The sequence below is a fragment of the Paraburkholderia fungorum genome (assembly GCF_046027605.1).
GTDB lineage: Bacteria > Pseudomonadota > Gammaproteobacteria > Burkholderiales > Burkholderiaceae > Paraburkholderia > Paraburkholderia fungorum_F.
This window is the reverse complement of the sequence record NZ_JAQQEF010000006.1, coordinates 123,441-139,752: the sequence shown is the minus strand read 5'-3', so window position 1 is coordinate 139,752 and position 16,312 is coordinate 123,441. Positions and strand designations below refer to the sequence as shown.

At 61.7% G+C, this 16,312-nt stretch carries 10 protein-coding genes; 5 read left to right on the top strand and 5 right to left on the bottom strand.

All coding sequences use genetic code 11. The features are described from left to right. Nucleotides 1-123 precede the first annotated feature (123 nt). Complete coding sequence (locus tag PQR53_RS12770; protein WP_408453874.1) at nt 124-2,049, top strand: potassium transporter Kup; 1,926 nt, start codon at nt 124-126, stop codon at nt 2,047-2,049. 479 nt (nt 2,050-2,528) lie between these two features. Further along, nucleotides 2,529-4,754, top strand: coding sequence for a TonB-dependent receptor (locus tag PQR53_RS12765; RefSeq protein ID WP_408453872.1), 2,226 nt, complete (start codon nt 2,529-2,531; stop codon nt 4,752-4,754). Between the two features lie 41 nt (nt 4,755-4,795). On the opposite strand, the gene PQR53_RS12760 is transcribed toward PQR53_RS12765, so the two are convergent. The 3 genes from PQR53_RS12760 to gcvA form a co-directional block, all read right to left on the bottom strand. Next, a complete protein-coding gene (locus tag PQR53_RS12760; protein WP_408453869.1) occupies nt 4,796-7,927 on the bottom strand; it encodes a bifunctional diguanylate cyclase/phosphodiesterase in 3,132 nt (1,043 codons plus the stop codon). Then, on the bottom strand, nt 7,924-8,718 hold the full coding sequence (locus PQR53_RS12755) for a substrate-binding periplasmic protein (RefSeq protein WP_408453866.1): 795 nt from the start codon (nt 8,716-8,718) through the stop codon (nt 7,924-7,926). Before PQR53_RS12755 ends, PQR53_RS12760 begins: the two co-directional genes overlap by 4 nt. Nucleotides 8,719-8,979: 261 nt before the next feature. Continuing rightward, complete coding sequence (gene gcvA / locus PQR53_RS12750) at nt 8,980-9,906, bottom strand: transcriptional regulator GcvA (RefSeq protein ID WP_408453864.1); 927 nt, start codon at nt 9,904-9,906, stop codon at nt 8,980-8,982. A gap of 119 nt (nt 9,907-10,025) precedes the next feature. On the opposite strand from gcvA, the gene PQR53_RS12745 reads away from it, so the two are divergent. Further along, nucleotides 10,026-10,868: an EamA family transporter gene (locus PQR53_RS12745; protein WP_408453861.1), complete on the top strand. Its 843-nt coding sequence runs from the start codon at nt 10,026-10,028 to the stop codon at nt 10,866-10,868. Nucleotides 10,869-11,011: 143 nt separating this feature from the next. Here the strand turns inward: PQR53_RS12745 and msrA are convergent, their stop codons facing one another. After that, the gene (gene msrA / locus PQR53_RS12740) at nt 11,012-11,749 is read right to left on the bottom strand and encodes a peptide-methionine (S)-S-oxide reductase MsrA (RefSeq protein WP_408453858.1); all 738 of its coding nucleotides are present in this window, start codon (nt 11,747-11,749) and stop codon (nt 11,012-11,014) included. Nucleotides 11,750-11,796: 47 nt separating this feature from the next. Next, on the bottom strand, nt 11,797-13,701 hold the full coding sequence (locus tag PQR53_RS12735) for a cytochrome c biogenesis protein DipZ (protein WP_408453855.1): 1,905 nt from the start codon (nt 13,699-13,701) through the stop codon (nt 11,797-11,799). A 203-nt stretch (nt 13,702-13,904) separates the two neighbouring features. Between PQR53_RS12735 and PQR53_RS12730 the strand changes: the two genes are divergently transcribed. Both PQR53_RS12730 and PQR53_RS12725 read left to right on the top strand, forming a co-directional pair. After that, on the top strand, nt 13,905-14,663 hold the full coding sequence (locus PQR53_RS12730) for a response regulator transcription factor (RefSeq protein ID WP_408453852.1): 759 nt from the start codon (nt 13,905-13,907) through the stop codon (nt 14,661-14,663). Beyond that, entirely contained in the window at nt 14,660-16,153 is a 1,494-nt protein-coding gene (locus tag PQR53_RS12725) for a sensor histidine kinase (protein ID WP_408453850.1), read from the top strand. The genes PQR53_RS12730 and PQR53_RS12725 overlap by 4 nt, the downstream gene beginning before the upstream one ends. Nucleotides 16,154-16,312: the final 159 nt, after the last annotated feature.

Here is a 16,312-nt window from a genome sequence, read left to right as displayed (position 1 = left end):
GAACCTGCTTTTCCAAGGTTGCTTCCCTATACTTTGAACAACGAAGGGAACAAGCCAATCCACAGATCATTACTCGGCGTACAGATTGATCGAGCGCGAACAAGCGCCAATGGGGAGCGAGACATGAGCCTGACTGCACCTGCCGCGTCCGAGAGTGGCCGTCCGGGAGAACCCGCGCATCAGCGGCCCGCGTTGCGCGTGCTTGCGCTTGCGGCGTTGGGTGTCGTGTATGGCGATATTGGCACCAGTCCCCTGTATACGCTGCAGACCGTGTTCGACCCGCTCAATGGGCTCGCATTGAATGCGCTGAATATAGTCGGCATTGTGTCGTTGATCGTCTGGTCGCTGACCATCGTCGTCTCGCTGAAATATGTCGCGCTGATTCTGCGCGCCAACAATCACGGCGAGGGCGGCATCATGGCACTCCTGGCGCTCGCCGCCTCGTCGGTGATCACCCGGCCGCGGTTGCGCCGTACGCTATTGACCGTCGGCATCATGGGCGCGGCGCTCTTTTACGGCGACAGCGTGATCACGCCGGCCATCTCCGTGTTGAGCGCGGTCGAAGGCCTGGAGGTCGCCGCGCCATTCCTGAAGACGTGCGTGATACCCGTGACACTGGTTGCGCTCGTCACGCTATTCCTGATGCAAAAGCGCGGGACCGCCGGCATCGGCAAGGTCTTCGGCCCTGTGATGGTGCTGTGGTTCATCGTGCTTGCACTCGCGGGCGTCATCAACATGGCGCGGGCGCCGGCCATCCTGATGGCGCTCAATCCATTTGCCGGACTGGCGTTCTGCCTGCACCACCGGTGGCTGGCTTTCGTTGCATTGGGTGCCGTGGTGCTTTCGCTGACGGGCGCCGAAGCGCTCTATGCCGACATGGGCCATTTCGGCGCGAAACCGATCCGGCTGACATGGTTCGGCCTGGTCTTTCCTGCGCTCGCGTTGAACTACCTGGGCCAGGGCGCGTTGCTGCTTGCCGAGCCAGGCGCGCTGCAAAATCCGTTCTACCATATGTTCCCGCAATGGGCCCTGTATCCGATGATCGTGCTGTCGACGATCGCGACTGTTATTGCCTCCCAGGCTGTCATCTCCGGTACGTATTCGATGACCAAGCAGGCAATGCAACTCGGCTTCCTGCCGCGAATGAGCGTCATCTATACGTCGGAAAAGGAAATGGGGCAGATCTACGTGCCAGGCATCAACTGGGCGTTGCTGCTTGCCGTCGTGGCCGCGGTGCTCGGCTTCGGCTCGTCGACGGCGCTCGGTTCCGCATACGGTATTGCCGTGACCGGCACGATGCTGATCACGACGGTTCTGACGTTCTTCGTCGTGCGCTATGCGTGGCATTACAACTGGTGGCTATGTATCTTTGCGACGGTGTTCTTCTTCGTCATCGACGCGACGTTCTTCTCCGCGAACCTGCTGAAACTGACGCAAGGGGGCTGGTTCCCGTTGCTGGTCGGCCTGATCATCTACACGATCATGGCGACATGGGGACGCGGCTGGGAGCTGATGCGTGCCGAAGCGCGCGTGCGGGCCGGAACCACGCCGCTCAAGCCCTACCTCACGACCTTGCTGGCCCACTCGCCGACGCGGGTAGGCGGTACGGCGATCTTCCTGACGCCGGACCCCGACGGCGTGCCGCACTCGCTGATCAACAATCTGAGGCACAACCGCGTGCTGCACGATCGTGTCGTATTCCTGACTGTCAATAACGAGGAAATCCCGTGGGTTCCGGTGGCCAGGCGCGTGACCGTGCATCCGCTCGACTCGGAGTGCTACCAGATCACGATCACGTATGGCTTCATGGATGAAGTCGATCTGCCGCGAGCACTCGAGACATGCAAGGTATCGGGCCTCACTTTCGAGCCCACGGAAACGTCTTATTTCCTCAGCCGCGCCACCGTGGTGCCAACGCGCGACAGAGGCATGGCCATGTGGCGCGAACGGCTATTCGCGGTCATGCTGCATAACGTGGGCAACGTCGCGGCTTATTTGAAGCTGCCGGCCAATCGGGTAATCGAGGTGGGGACACGCGTGGAAATCTGATTCGCCACGTTGGCCATGTCAGTCACGCATACTCTTGCGTATCGCCCAACTGGCCCGAGCGTCCACGCACCACGGCCACGACCACAACGACTTCCCGACGCCTGAGCGCGTCGCCGGTCGCTTCGGCAACTTAGTAACAAGCCGTAATGAATACGCAAATCCGCCTGGAATAAAACCACGATCGATGCCGTTCATAGGGAGCTGTCATGGCTCCCTTTCGCATTTTTGGGATGTCGGCAAGAGCTGACAGCGGATTAGTTGAAGCAAATCTGGGATTCAGTAGCAGATTTCACTAACGAGGCCCCGCTACGCTGAATAACAGGGCGCAATAGCGGAATTTTTATGAATATAAATCGTAACGATTTGCATTTACCACTAGCGAACCCCGGTGCAGCGCTGCCCACATTGGGTTGTGGCCTTAGCAATCGCAGGCGAAATCACAAACCGGCGCCAGACAAAATGAAACAGGAGAATGGAACGTGAAGAAGATCGATGTCCGATGGTTTGGAAAGAAAGCCAGCGTGGGCTTGAGCGGCTCGCTCATCGCCCTGACGCTGGCGCATTCGGCTGCGGCCCAGGAGTCGCCGTCATCAGGCGGTAAGCAAGGCAATGCGGCCGACGCACCGACCCTCCCGCCGGTACAGGTCCGTGCGACGTCCGGGCTGGCTCAGGACGACAACGTGAACGACCCCGACCAGGTTGTGGGCGTCAGCAAGACGGGAACCGCGCTGAAGGATTTGCCCGCGAGCGTGCAGGTGATTCCGCGCGCGCTGCTGACCGAGCAAGGCGCGACGATGCTTCGGCAAGGCGTCAGCAATGCCAGCGGCGTGAATGTCGGCGGTCAGGACAGCAAGGGCTATTACGATCACTTCCTGATCCGCGGCCTCAATGCGCAGATCTATAACGATGGATTCTCCGACGGCGACCTGCTGGGCGGCATCTCGCATTCGTTGAACGGCGTCGAGCGCATCGAGGTTCTGGAAGGTCCCGGATCGGCGCTGTTCGGCAGCGGGCCGCCGGGAGGCACGATCAATATCGTCCACTACACGCCGTCCTCGGACTTTCATTTCGGCGGCAATATCGAGTCGGGCTCGTACGGCACAGTCTCCGGCAGTGCGTATGTGACCGGTCCAACCGGGATTTCGGGGCTGAACTATCGCGTCGACGCAACGGTATCGCGTTCCGATGGATTCCGTGATCTGGCGAGCCGCGACGAGGAAATCAGACCGGCGTTCGAATGGAAACTCGACAATCACAAGATCAATTTCTCACTCGATGCACGCGACATCCATGAAACGCCCGACTCGTATGGCCTGATCTATTTCCACGGTTCGCCCATTACGAATGTATCGATCGACTCGAAGTATTCGACACCCTTTGCATTCGCGCGCGGCAACTACGTTCGCCCCACGCTCACCGACGAATGGAAGGTCAGTGACATTCTGACCATCAATAACCGCTTCTCGTATCTGCACCGCAGCCTGGATGTGCTTGGCAACGGCGACAGCACGAGTACGAAGATAAGCGGTGACGAAGTGGTCGGCAGGCAACTGCGCCAGCAGGACGATTCGGACAACAGCTTCGACTATCAGCTGGAGCCGGTGTGGCGCTTTGCGACCGGCAGCGTCAAACATACGCTGTTGACGGGCTTCGAGTATCAGCATCAGACCATCGACACGGAGCGCACCACGGCGGATCTGCCGAACATCCCGAACGCATTCGCGCCGGTGCCGCCAGAGACGTCGCTGGCGGGGCTGACTTTTCTTTGTGACGCAAAGCATTCGTGCGATAACGATCATCTGCTCGCAAATTACTACAGCGTCTACGCTACCGATCAGATCGACGTGACCGACAAGCTGAAAATCCGCGCAGGCGTGCGCAAGGACTGGTGGGACACGTCGCTGACGCCGAATATCACGGTACCCGGCCGGTTCGATACAGAGGGACAACCGCTCGTTGCCGGCGTGACCGACACACGCAATGACGCGCCGGTGAGCTGGAACATCGGTGTGCTGTACAAGGCCCTGCCGTGGATGTCGCCGTATTTCGGCGTCTCCAGGAGTCATCTCGCGAACTTCAACTCCGAGAATACGCAGAATGGTATCGGCGCCCCGGAATCCGCGCTGCAATATGAAGTGGGCGTCAAGTTCTCGTTCCTCGACGACCGGTACGTCTTGAATACAGCGCTATTCGACGTAGAGCGCGATAACGTGGCTTCGCTGACGACGATCAACAATGTCGAAAGCGTCGTCTTCGACAGTCAGAGGACGAAAGGCGCGGAGGCGTCGCTTGATGCGAGCATCACGTCGCAATGGCATGTCGTCGCGAATTTCACGGCGCAAGATGCGAAGATTACCGACAATCCGCAAGGCGTGACGTCGGTCGGCAATCATCCGCAAGGCGCACCGGCATACATGGCGAACCTGTGGACGCTGTATAACTTCTCTATCGCGGGCGTGCCGGGGTTCCATGTCGGCGCCGGTGTCAACTATGTCAGCAAGACCTATAGCGACATCACGAACGTCAATTCCATTCCGTCGTATGTGATTGTGAATGCGGCAGTTGGCTATGAAGCGCCCAAATGGGGCATCGACCTCAACGTTCACAATCTGACGGACCGGCGCTACTTCATTGCCGCGAATGCCGCAGGGGCGTATGTGGGTGAATCATTGAGCGCATTCGTCAACGTGCATGCTAATTTTTAAGCCGGACTACACCGAACCGGCCGTATGCGGCGGATTCGGTCTCACCCGTTTTGTGATGATTCCGATTCCGCTACGCACTGGCGCAACGCGTCCCTGTTCAAAAACGCTTCAAAGCCCTCGACGGGCAGCGGGCGGCAGAAATAGTAGCCCTGATAGGCGTGACATCCCGCGGCAGCGAGGAAGTCACGCTGAGCCGCCGTCTCCACACCCTCGGCAATGACACCCAAGCCGAGACTCTGCGCAAGGGTCACGATGGCCCTTGCAATCACGGCGTCGTTGGGATCGACCAGCACATCGCGCACGAATGACCGGTCGATTTTCAACTGGTCCAACGGCAGGCGCTTCAAATAGGAGAGCGACGAATAACCGATACCGAAATCGTCCAGAGAAAAGACCACGCCTTTCGCCTTGAGCGCACCCATCTTCTCGATGATGTCCTGCACATTGTCGACCAGCACGCTTTCGGTCAGTTCCAGCTTTAAACGGTCTGCCCGAGCGCCGGTTTGACGAATGGTGGTCAACACCTTGTCCACGAAGTCGGGTTCGCGGAACTGCTGGACGCTGACGTTGACCGCAATCGTGAGATAAGCCGTGTCCGCCCGCGTTGCCCATCGCGCCAGTTGCTTGCACGCCCCTTCGAGGACCCAGCCGCCGAGGGGAATAATCAGTCCGGTTTCCTCGGCGAGCGGAATGAAATCGGCAGGAGGCACCATACCGCGTTGCGGATGTTGCCAACGCACCAGCGCTTCGACGCCCGTAATGCGAGCGCCGTCGACCTGAGCCTGGTAATGCAGCAGGAACTGCTTCTGCTCGATCGCGTTGCGCAGCCCCGCCTCGAGCGCGGCCCGCTCCACGACGACCGTCTGCATGTCCGGATCGAAGAAGCACACCGCATTGCGCCCTCGCTCTTTAGACTTGTACATCGCCAGGTCGGCCTGCTTCAGGAGTTCGTCGATTGAAGCCTGCTGCCCCGTGAATACCGTGGCGCCAATGCTCGCGGTACTGCGGTATTCAATGTCGCCAAGCTGATACGGCAGACCAAGCACAGAGAGAATTTTTTCGCCCTGGGCCTCGGTCTGGCTGGCCGCCTCCTCGCGGTTCGCATGCAAGCTGCCCAGCACCACCACGAACTCATCGCCGCCCACCCGTGCCACGGTGTCGCTTTCGAGCACGCTGGCAGCCAGACGTTGCGCCACCTGTTGCAGCAGCAAATCGCCTTTGTCGTGGCCCAAGGTATCGTTCAACGTCTTGAAGTGGTCGAGGTCGATGAACAGCAACGCGCCGCACGCTTCGCTGCGGGCACTGGCCGTGATTGCCTGCTTCAGGCGGTCCAGCAGCAGCGTGCGGTTGGGCAAACGGGTCAGTGCATCGAAGAAGGCCAGTTCCTTGATTCTTTCTTCCGCGATCTTGCGTTCGGTAATGTCGTGGTGCGTGCCGACATAGTGACTCACCACGCCATCCTCTCTCATGACCGCGGAGATCGTGAGCCATTTCGGATACACCTCGCCGTTCTTGCGACGATCCCAGATTTCGCCTTGCCAGCCGCCGGTACGATGGATCGCATCCCACATCTCGCGGAAGAAAGTAGCACCGTGACGGCCCGATCGAAGGAGTCGCGGTGTCTGCCCCACAATTTCCGCAGCCATATAGCCGGTGCATTCGGTGAAAGCCGAGTTCACGCGCAGGATCTTGGCGTTGGCGTCGGTGATCATCATCGGCTCCTGCGAGTCGAAGGCGACCGCCGCGATGCGAAGTTCGGTCTCGACCTGTTTGCGCTCGGTAATGTCGCGCCCGCTCGTGCGAAAGCCAATGAAATCGCCTTTGGCATCGCTGATCGGCACCCACGAAACGGACAGCCACACCACCGAGCCATCCTTGCGAATACAACGAAATTCGAGGTCGTCGCCACGATGGCCCTGAAGGCCCTTCAAAAACTCAGGGGCAACCCGGGGGAGATCCGCCGGATAGATCAGCGTGCCTGCGAAGTCGGGCATGGCCATGCACTCGTCGACCGTATAGCCCGTGTAGTCCTTCACCGATGGGTTGATCCAGCGAGGCTTGCCGTCCGGTCCCCACCAGATCTCCCAGTTGACCGTGCAGTCGGCGATCGCACGGAATTTTTCTTCGTTCTCGCGCAATTCCTGCGTCATCTCGGAGGCGAGCCGCATCGCGCGGCCGCGGCCGGTCATCATCAGCCAGGTGAGCAGCGTCAGCAGCAGGCTCAGGCCGATGCCGCCGCCGGCGATCAGCAGTTCCGCGTTACGGCCGAAACGATCTTTGAAGTCGTCCTGCGCACTCATCGAAAGCGTCCAGTCGTGTCCGCCGACGACCAGATATTCCGTGGCCGAAATGACGGCAGGCGAATGCTGGCTGCCAGCCACGGACGTCCTGTGCAAAAGTGCTGCGGCAGACGGTTCGACGCCGTCATAGATGGCGATGGTGAGGCCGGGCGGCTGTTCGCCGTACAGACCCGCGATGACGTCGTGCATGCGGAACGACGCGTAGACCCAGCCGACCAGGTGCGCCCGTCGCTGAGCGACGCTATCCTGCGATTGCCCTTGTGCGTAGATCGGCAAGTACATGATGAAACCGGGGCGGGCATCGGCCTCGGTATCCACCGAAAGGCGCACCTTCCCGGAGAGGCTCGCCATGCCGGAATCGCGCGCCCTTTCCATGGCTCGCCGCCGCGCCGGGTCGGCCCACGCGTCGAAGCCTGGTGCCATGCGATTGATACCGATATACGGCTCGCGCTGGATGATGGGTGCGTAGTCTTCGCGCGCGCCCTTGGGCTCGATCGTGTAGCCGGTCAGGCCCTGCCGGCGCATGGTGGCCACATGAACGTCCCTTTGCGCCGCCGGCACCCATTCGACGACGCCTATGGCCTGGATGCCGGAGAAGTTAGCATCGAGATTGAGCGTGCTGACGTAGTTGCGAAATGTGTCACGGTCCACTTCGCCCGTGGCGGCGAACAGGCTCTGCACGCCGCGCAGCAGCAGTTCATAGGTCGCCATACGCTGTTCGACCCGGCTGACCGCGTCGCCCAGCGAAAAGTCGAACTGGGTGAGCAATTCATGGCGGGTGGCTTGCCGTTCGTGGTCCCAAAGTATCCATGTCACACTCAGCGCGGCGGATAAGACCAGTAACGGCACCAGGACAAGGCGCGGCCAGCTCACGGTGGCGTCTGGAAGTCGACCATCGAAGCCGCGAGGTCGGGTTTGAAATACTTCTCGAAGATCCGCCGGACGGTGCCGTCCGCGCGCATCTCATTCACCAGCGCGCGCCACTTTGCCCGCTCCGCCGCCGGCAACGCGCGCTTCGACATGATGAGGCCGTGCGGTACGGCGGGATCATTGAACTCGACAATGGTGGTCACGTCGCGAATTTTCTTTTCGTCGAGAACCGGATAGTCGAAGGGTTCGATGATCATCCCCTGGATGCGCCGGAGGATCAGTGCCTCATACAGCGGACCCAGCCCGCCCGCCTGGCTGACGCGGTTCTCAGCCGACAGCGTGTCGACCAGCCGGTTGGCCGAGTCGCTATAACGGAAGCTGCGGATCACGCCGAGTTGAAACTGGTCGTTGTGCTCGAAATCGCGCAGCTGATGAATACCGGCATCCTTGCGCACCAGTAAGTAGTATTTGTCGCTGAAATACCAGGCGAAATCCGCGTACTGATTGCGCTCGTCGTTGGCAATGCCGGACAGGCTGAAATCGAGCGCGCCGGACTCGATCAGTTTCCAGATCCGCGCGCGCGACATGAGGCTCACCCTGACCTGGCAGCCGCTGCGGCGGATCAGTTCGTCGGCGAAATCCTTGTCGATCCCGGTGTCGGTGTCGACTGAATAGAGCAGCCCGTGATCGTGCAATCCGAGCGTAAATGAACGCGAACAATCGGGACCGGCCGCCATCGCCTTGCCAACCAGGCAAAGCGCAAGCAGCAAACCGCCAAGGCCATGTCGAATCACAATCTCTCCATTGTGAGAAGGTGGCTTGAATAGAACCTTCCATTAAGCTGACAGCCATCTGGACGCCTGATTTGCCTATCGCGGGCGTTGCGTGCCATTCCGTTCCGTGCGCTAACGGCCTGCGACGCAAGACGGATTTTTTGGAAGCTGCCTAGCTTACACCTGAGCCCATGAATTATTGAAAACATTCAATTCACAAAAGCTCCTCACGTGTTATCGGCGGCACACCGCAGTTCTTAAGGGGTGATTGCGTTATTTCACTCAGGGGGTTCGCTCATCTGACGCGCCATTCCCGTTTTGCGAACCCATCCCCTCGCGCTCGAGCCATGAGCGGAACAGCACGACCAGATCATCCGCGGACTTCTCATCGGGTACGTACGTGCAATAGCTTCGCGACGGCAGACGGGGACCGGCGAACGGCTCAACGAGCCGGCCGGCGGCAAGATCGTCCGCCACCAGCGCGGTCGGTCCCATCGCAATGCCGATTCCGTCGATGGCAGCTTGCAACGTCAGATAGAAGTGGTCGAAGGTCAGCGCGGCAGCGGGCCGGAGTGCGGCAATCCTTGCGCTCGCCAGCCAGTCCGGCCAAAGCCGCGGAAGGCTCGACGTGTGCAGCAACGTATGCTGCCGCAGATCTTCTGGAATCCGAAGCGGCACGCGCTGCAAAAGTGCGGGGCTGCAAACCGGCAGCCTTTCCTCGGCCAGGAAAGGCCGCATCGCGTAGCCATAGAAGGTGTCCGGACCACCGCGGATGACGATGCCGTAGCCATTTTTCAGACTCTCCACCGACTCGTTCGACGTCTCCACATTGACGTCCACGTCGGCATGTTCGGCGCGGAATTTCGCCAGCCTCGGCACCAGCCAGCGCAACGTGAAGGTTGCGGGCGCATTCACCGACAGCGTCCGGGAGACCGTTTCGGGCAAACCATATCGCGCGGTGGCCTGCGAAAGCTGCCCGAACAGGGGGCCGATCTCCTTCAGGTAAGCCCGCGCCGCCGCGGTGAGCACCACGCGCCGGTTGTGCCGCTCAAACAGCGGTGCGCCGAGCCACTCCTCGAGCAGGCGCACGTGCTGGCTCACCGCACCGTGAGTCACGTGCAACTCGGCGGCGGCTTCCTTGAAGCTGCCGAGCCGGCCGGCGGCCTCGAAGGCACGCAACGCATTGAGCGGAGGCAATAGCCGTTTCATTCACGAGAGTTTATCTAACACGAAACGCCAGTTTATCTGGTTTGTTGGCCGGTCACAAGATAGATATCCTTTCATATTGCCCCGTACCTTTTTTTGCACTCTTCCCACCAGGAATCCGCATGCTCAGTTACACCGGCGGTCTTGTCCTCTTTGCCGCTTTGCTCCATGCAACCTGGAACGCCATGTTGCACGGCAACGGTGACCGCTTCCTGTCCATGACCGTGATGAGCGTCGCCATCGCAGTGGTCGCCACACTCGTCGTCCTGTTCACGCCATGGCCGGCCCACGCGGCGTGGCCGTACATCATCGCCTCGGGACTGGTGCATATCGTCTACAACATGAGCCTCGTGCGAGCCTATCGCCGCAGCGATCTGGCGCAGGCGTATCCGATTGCGCGCGGCTCGTCGCCGTTGCTCGTCACGCTCGGCGCGGCGTTCTTCGCGCATGAAGCGATCGGCCCCTTGCATGCGCTCGGGATCGCGATGATCTCGGGCGGCATCATCGCGATCGCGCTGCAAGGCAGCCGCGTGTCGCGCGCGAGTGTGCTGGCCGCGCTGACGACCGGCGCGACGATCGCGCTCTATACCGTGATCGACGGTATCGGCGTGCGCTTATCCCACGGCGAGGCGCTCACCTACACCGCATGGATGTTCCTGTTCTACTGGTTGATGCCGGTGCTGTTCGTCGCGAAGCGCGGGTTGGCCGCGCTGTGGACACCGGTACGGGCCGCGCCCGTGGCGGTCGGCTCGTCGCTCGCGGGCGGCCTCGTGTCGATCGCGGCATATGGCATTGTGATCTGGGCGATGCAGTCGGGCGCAATGGGCACGGTCTCGGCGTTGCGCGAGACCAGCGTGGTGTTCGCGGTGTTGATCGGGCGGGTGTTTTTGCGGGAAGCGGTCAGCGCAAAACGCTGGGCCGCGTGCGTGGTCGTCGCGGCCGGGGCGGTGTGTTTGGGCCTTTGACCGTCAATCCACAATCCTCCAGAAACCGGCCGGCAAAAGCGCGCCCTCGCTCGCGGCTGACCAGCGCGCAGAGGTCGCCAGTCGATCTACGACCCGGCACGCGGGGGCCGCACCACGCAACGTGCCCAGGCCTCCGCGAGAAACTAGACGCCCACTTTCAGCAACACCGGATCGTTGCGATACAGATCGGGGAACATGCGCTTTAAGCCGCTCACCTTCGGCAGATCGTTGATCGCGATGTACGGGTAGTCAGGATGAAGCGCGAGGAAATTCTGGTGATAGCTTTCCGCCGGATAGAAACCCTTGAAATCTTCCACGCGGGTCACGATCGGCCCTGAAAATACGTGCGCTTTGTCGAGCTGCGCGATATACGATTGCGCGACGCTACGCTGCTGAGGATTGGCGGGAAAAATCGCCGAGCGGTATTGCGTGCCGTGATCGGGGCCCTGGTAATTCAACTCGGTGGGATCATGCGCGACCGAGAAGAAAATCTGCAATAAACGCCCGTAGGTAATCTGGGTCGGATCGTAAGTGATCTGCACCGACTCCGCGTGCCCCGTATCGCCTTCGCTGACGGTTTCGTATTGCGCGGTGCCCGCCGCGCCGCCGGTGTAGCCCGAGGCGACCTGCTTCACGCCCCGCACGTGTTCGAATACCCCCTGAACACCCCAGAAGCAGCCGCCCGCGAATACGGCGGTTTCGCTATGCACTGTGCCGACCTGTTCGTCCTGGGCAGGCGGCGGAACCTTCACCGCCGCTTCTGCTGAATTCGCGATGCGCTCTGCGGCGAAAACGCTCGCCGCAATGGCGACGCAACCGGCGAGTTTGCTCCAGGCTGCACGCTTGTTCCGGGAATTCTGGCGAGTAGAAGTCGTGTCCATGATGTCAGTCCTTCAGAAAGTGATTGATTCACGCCGCCCGGCTTGAATTAGCCGAACGTAAATGCATACGCTTGCACGCCAGGATCCAGGAATTCGATCGAGAACGTGTGATCCGCGACATCGCCGGTTTGCCGAACCAGCTGGTAAAGACGCTGTTCGGTCACCGTGCCGCTGCCGTCTGCGGCGATGTCAGTACCGTGCGCCGCGCCTGGCTCCGCGCCGTCCACACTGACACGGAAGCGAACCGGTTTGCCGTCCTTGCCCGGACCTAGCACGAGGTGCAGATCGCGCGCATGAAAACGATAGACGATGCGTCCGGACGGCGCCGCGAGCGTCGCGTGTTCAGCGCCCACGTTCCATGCGCCCGCAAGGCCCCAATCGTTGACGGCAGGTTGCGACGGCGCCGCGTAGGTATGCACCTTGTCCTGCGCTTCACCGCCCGGCGACGTGAAATTCTCCGCACGCTCGTAGCCGATGTAGGTTTCCGGCGACTGCATATCGGCGTTGTCGGCCGCGGCCTGCACGCCTTGCGCGCTCGTGCCGGCAATGCCGAGCGCGATCTTCGACGCACCTGCATGGCCCGCTTCAGCCAGCAGTTGCTGAATCACCTTTTCCGATTCCGCATAGTCTCCCTCGCCGAAATGGTGATAGCGAATCTGCCCTTTGCCATCGACGAAATAATGCGCCGGCCAGTACTGGTTGTTCAGCGCGCGCCAGATCGCGTAGTTGTTGTCGATGGCGACCGGATAGTCGATGCCGAGGTCGTGCGTGGCCTTCTTCACGTTGTCGATATTCCGCTCGAACGCGAATTCCGGCGCATGCACGCCGATCACAACCAGACCTTGGTCCTTATATTTCTGCGCCCACGCTTTGACATACGGCAGCGAGCGCAGGCAGTTGATGCACGAATAGGTCCAGAAATCGACCAGCACGACCTTGCCGCGCAGGTCCTGAACCGTCAGCGGAGGTGAATTCAGCCATTGGACCGCGCCGTTCAGCGTCGGCAGCACACCTTCGACGGGCAGCGGGGCCGCGCGGCCCGGTGCGTCTTGCGCGTCTTGCGCGGTGCGCATCATCGCGCCGGAGCCGGCGGAGTCGCTTGTGCCGGCGGCGGGGTTGGCGGTCATCACCGCGTCGTTGCCGGATGCGTTGGCTGGTGCATTGACCTGTGCATTAGCCGAAGCGTTGGCGCTATTACCCGCCGCCACCGGATTGACAGGCGTCGAGCCGGGCGAAAATTTATCGACCAGTTTCTGTTCGATGCCACCCGTGGCGACGGTCGAGATCCGCGTCAGCACGCCAGTATCGAGGCCCAACGCGATCGCCACCACGCCGCACAACATCGCCGCGCCAATCCCGCGGCGGATCCATTCGCCCGCGCCCAGCGAGCGCTTCATCGCCGTGAACACCCGGCCGCCGATCAGCAAGGCCACCGCGAGCGAGGTCGCGGCCCCTGCCGCATACGCCACCAGCAACAACGTAGTGCCGACGCTCGCGCCCCGCAATGCCGCGCCGGTCAGCACGAGGCCGAGAATCGGACCGGCGCACGGCGCCCACAGCAAGCCGGTCGCGATACCCAGCAGAAATGACGAACCTGGACGGCCCTGCTGGCCGTCAGTCTGGGCGAAGTTCGACAGGCGGTTACCCGCGCTCACCAGCGGGCGCATCAGATGATCCGCAAAGCGCGGAAACAGCAGCGACAGTCCGAACACGGCGAGTAACGCGATCGCGAGCCAGCGGCCATACTGGTTGGCCTGGGTGGCCCAGCCGCCGCCCACCGCGGCAAGCGTCGCGACGACGGCGAACGTCAGCGCCATGCCCGCGAGCAACGGCAGCCCGCTGCGCACGAACGGCTGATCCGCGCGCGCGAACACAAACGGCAGCACCGGCAGAATGCACGGACTGAGAATCGTCAGGGCGCCGCCGAGATAGGCAAGAACGATAAGTAACATGTCGGTTCCAGACGTGAACGCAGGAATCTGCGGAAAGTGGCCCCATGCTAAGGCGCGAGCGATGTCGAAGTCCTCACGAAAAGTTAAATTAAATGTGATAACTCGCCGCCCGAAAATTTTGCACAATGACGCAACGGCCCGCTTTTGCGGGCGCCCTTGCTTTACAGCGCCAAACCACGCCCTCACCAGCGTCTAAGCCCTCCATGGACCACTCGAAGCGCATCCTGATCGTCGAAGACGACATCGACATCGCCAACCTGCTGAGCCTTCATCTGCGCGACGAGCGTTACGAAGTCGTGCACAGCGCGGATGGCAATGAAGGGCTGCGTCTGCTGGAGCAAGGCAATTGGGACGCGCTGATCCTCGACCTGATGCTGCCCGGCGTCGACGGTCTGGAAATCTGCCGGCGCGCCCGCGCGATGACGCGCTATACCCCGATCATCATCACCAGCGCGCGTTCGAGCGAAGTGCACCGCATTCTCGGCCTCGAACTCGGCGCGGACGATTACCTCGCCAAACCGTTCTCGGTCCTCGAACTGGTGGCGCGCGTCAAGGCGTTGCTGCGGCGCGTCGAGGCCATGGCGAAAGACTCGCGAATCGACGCGGGAAGTCTGCGGATTGCCGGCCTGTCGATCGATCCGTTGACGCGCGAGGCGAGCGTCGACGGCAAAGCCATCGAACTGACGCCGCGTGAATTCGACCTGCTCTATTACTTCGCGCAACAGCCCGGCAAGGTGTTCTCGCGCATGGACCTGCTCAATGCCGTGTGGGGCTATCAGCACGAGGGTTATGAACATACCGTCAACACCCATATCAACCGCCTGCGCGCCAAGATCGAGGCCGATCCGGCCCAGCCCGAGCGCATCCTGACAGTCTGGGGGCGCGGCTACAAACTGGCCGTGCCGGGCAGCATGTCAGGCGACGGGCCGGCGTCTAACAGCGCACCTCGGGACACGCCGTGACGCTGACACTGACCCAGCGGCTCTCGCTCGTTTTCTCCGCGCTGCTGCTGGCGTGCTGCGGCGCGTCGGCATGGCTGCAGATCCGCTCCAGCGACCTGCACGAAAAGGAGGTCGTGCAAAGCCTGTCGCGCAGCCTCGCCGACCATATCGCGCACCGCACGACCCTGATGGATGCGAACGGCCTGCGGCCCGACGCGGTGCGGCAACTCTTCGGCCAGTTGATGATGGTCAATCCGAGCGTCGAGGTGTATCTGCTCGACAACCAGGGGCGCATCGAGGGTGACGACGCCCCCGCGGGTCACGTCAAGCGCGCGCAGGTGGATCTCGCGCCGATCCGGCAATTCATCGCCGGCGATACGTTGCCGATTCTCGGCGACGACCCGCGCAGCGTGGACGGAAAAAAGGTGTTCAGCGCCGCACCGCTGCAACTGAGCGGCCAGCAACCCTCCGGCTATATCTATGTCGTCCTGCTCGGCGAGGAGCATGACGCGCTCGCCGCACGTGTGGCCGCCAGCTCCGTGCTGCGCACCACGCTGTGGTCGATGGCGCTGGTCGCGCTGCTCGGTTTGCTCGCGGGCTTGACCGCTTTCGGCCTGATCACGCGGCCGCTGCGCCGCCTGACCGACGCCATGCGCCGTTTCGATGCCGACGGCGAACCGGCCACCCAGCCGGCCGTGCCGCGCTCGGCGCCGGCCGGACAGCGCGACGAAATCGCCGTGCTCGAAACCACGTTCGCGCAAATGGCGAACCGCATCGGCGAGCAGTGGCGTGCGCTGACGAGACAGGATCAGCAACGCCGTGAGCTGATCGCCAATATTTCGCACGACCTGCGCACACCGCTCACGTCGCTGCACGGCTATCTGGAGACCTTGTCGCTCAAGGCCGACACGCTCGGCGAAACGGAACGCAAACGCTATCTCGCGATTGCGCTGGCACAGAGCGTCAAGGTCGGGCGGCTCGCGCAGTCGCTATTCGAACTGGCCCGGCTCGAACACGGCAACGTGCAACCCGCGCTCGAGCAGTTCTCGCTGGTCGATCTGGTGCAGGACATTTTTCAGAAGTTCGAGTTACCGGCCGAGGCGCGGCACATCCAGTTGCGGGCGGAAATTCCGCCGCGTCTGCCGGCCGTCAGCGCCGATCTGGGGATGATCGAGCGCGTGCTGACCAATCTGCTCGACAACGCGATTCGCCACACGCCCGCCGGCGGCGTGATCGACGTGGAACTCGCGCACAAGGACGGCAGGGTCTCGGTCACAGTGAGTGACACCGGGTCCGGTATTTCAGCGCAGCAGCGCGAGGGATTGTTCGAACGCCCGTTCAGCTCGGGTGGCGCGCATCGCGGCGGCGGACTTGGTTTGCTGATCGTGCAGCGCATGCTCCAATTGCACCAGACCCAGATCCGCCTGATCGAGCGCGCGGGACCCGGCACGACGTTCTGCTTCGATCTGCCGACAAGCGAGAAATCGACGGCGGCCGGCGTTCCGCTCTGACTTCATCGCACGGCCGCGCGCATCGACTCACGCACGTGGTTGCTTCCAGCCGCCTGCTTCGCCGCGCGTTCCATCCATTCTCTCCAGCTATATCCGCTTGAACATAACGAGCGAGCGGTCTTATGTCCACGTCGCGCGCCAGCTTACTGTGTGTCATAA

Bases quoted from the DNA above. Each gene is read 5' to 3' on its own strand.
- PQR53_RS12735 (WP_408453855.1), bottom strand. From the start codon at position 13,701: ATGTTACTTATCGTTCTTGCCTATCTCGGCGGCGCCCTGACGATTCTC.
- PQR53_RS12730 (WP_408453852.1), top strand. From the start codon at position 13,905: ATGGACCACTCGAAGCGCATCCTGATCGTCGAAGACGACATCGACATC.
- PQR53_RS12745 (WP_408453861.1), top strand. From the start codon at position 10,026: ATGCTCAGTTACACCGGCGGTCTTGTCCTCTTTGCCGCTTTGCTCCAT.
- msrA (WP_408453858.1), bottom strand. From the start codon at position 11,749: ATGGACACGACTTCTACTCGCCAGAATTCCCGGAACAAGCGTGCAGCC.
- gcvA (WP_408453864.1), bottom strand. From the start codon at position 9,906: ATGAAACGGCTATTGCCTCCGCTCAATGCGTTGCGTGCCTTCGAGGCC.
- PQR53_RS12770 (WP_408453874.1), top strand. From the start codon at position 124: ATGAGCCTGACTGCACCTGCCGCGTCCGAGAGTGGCCGTCCGGGAGAA.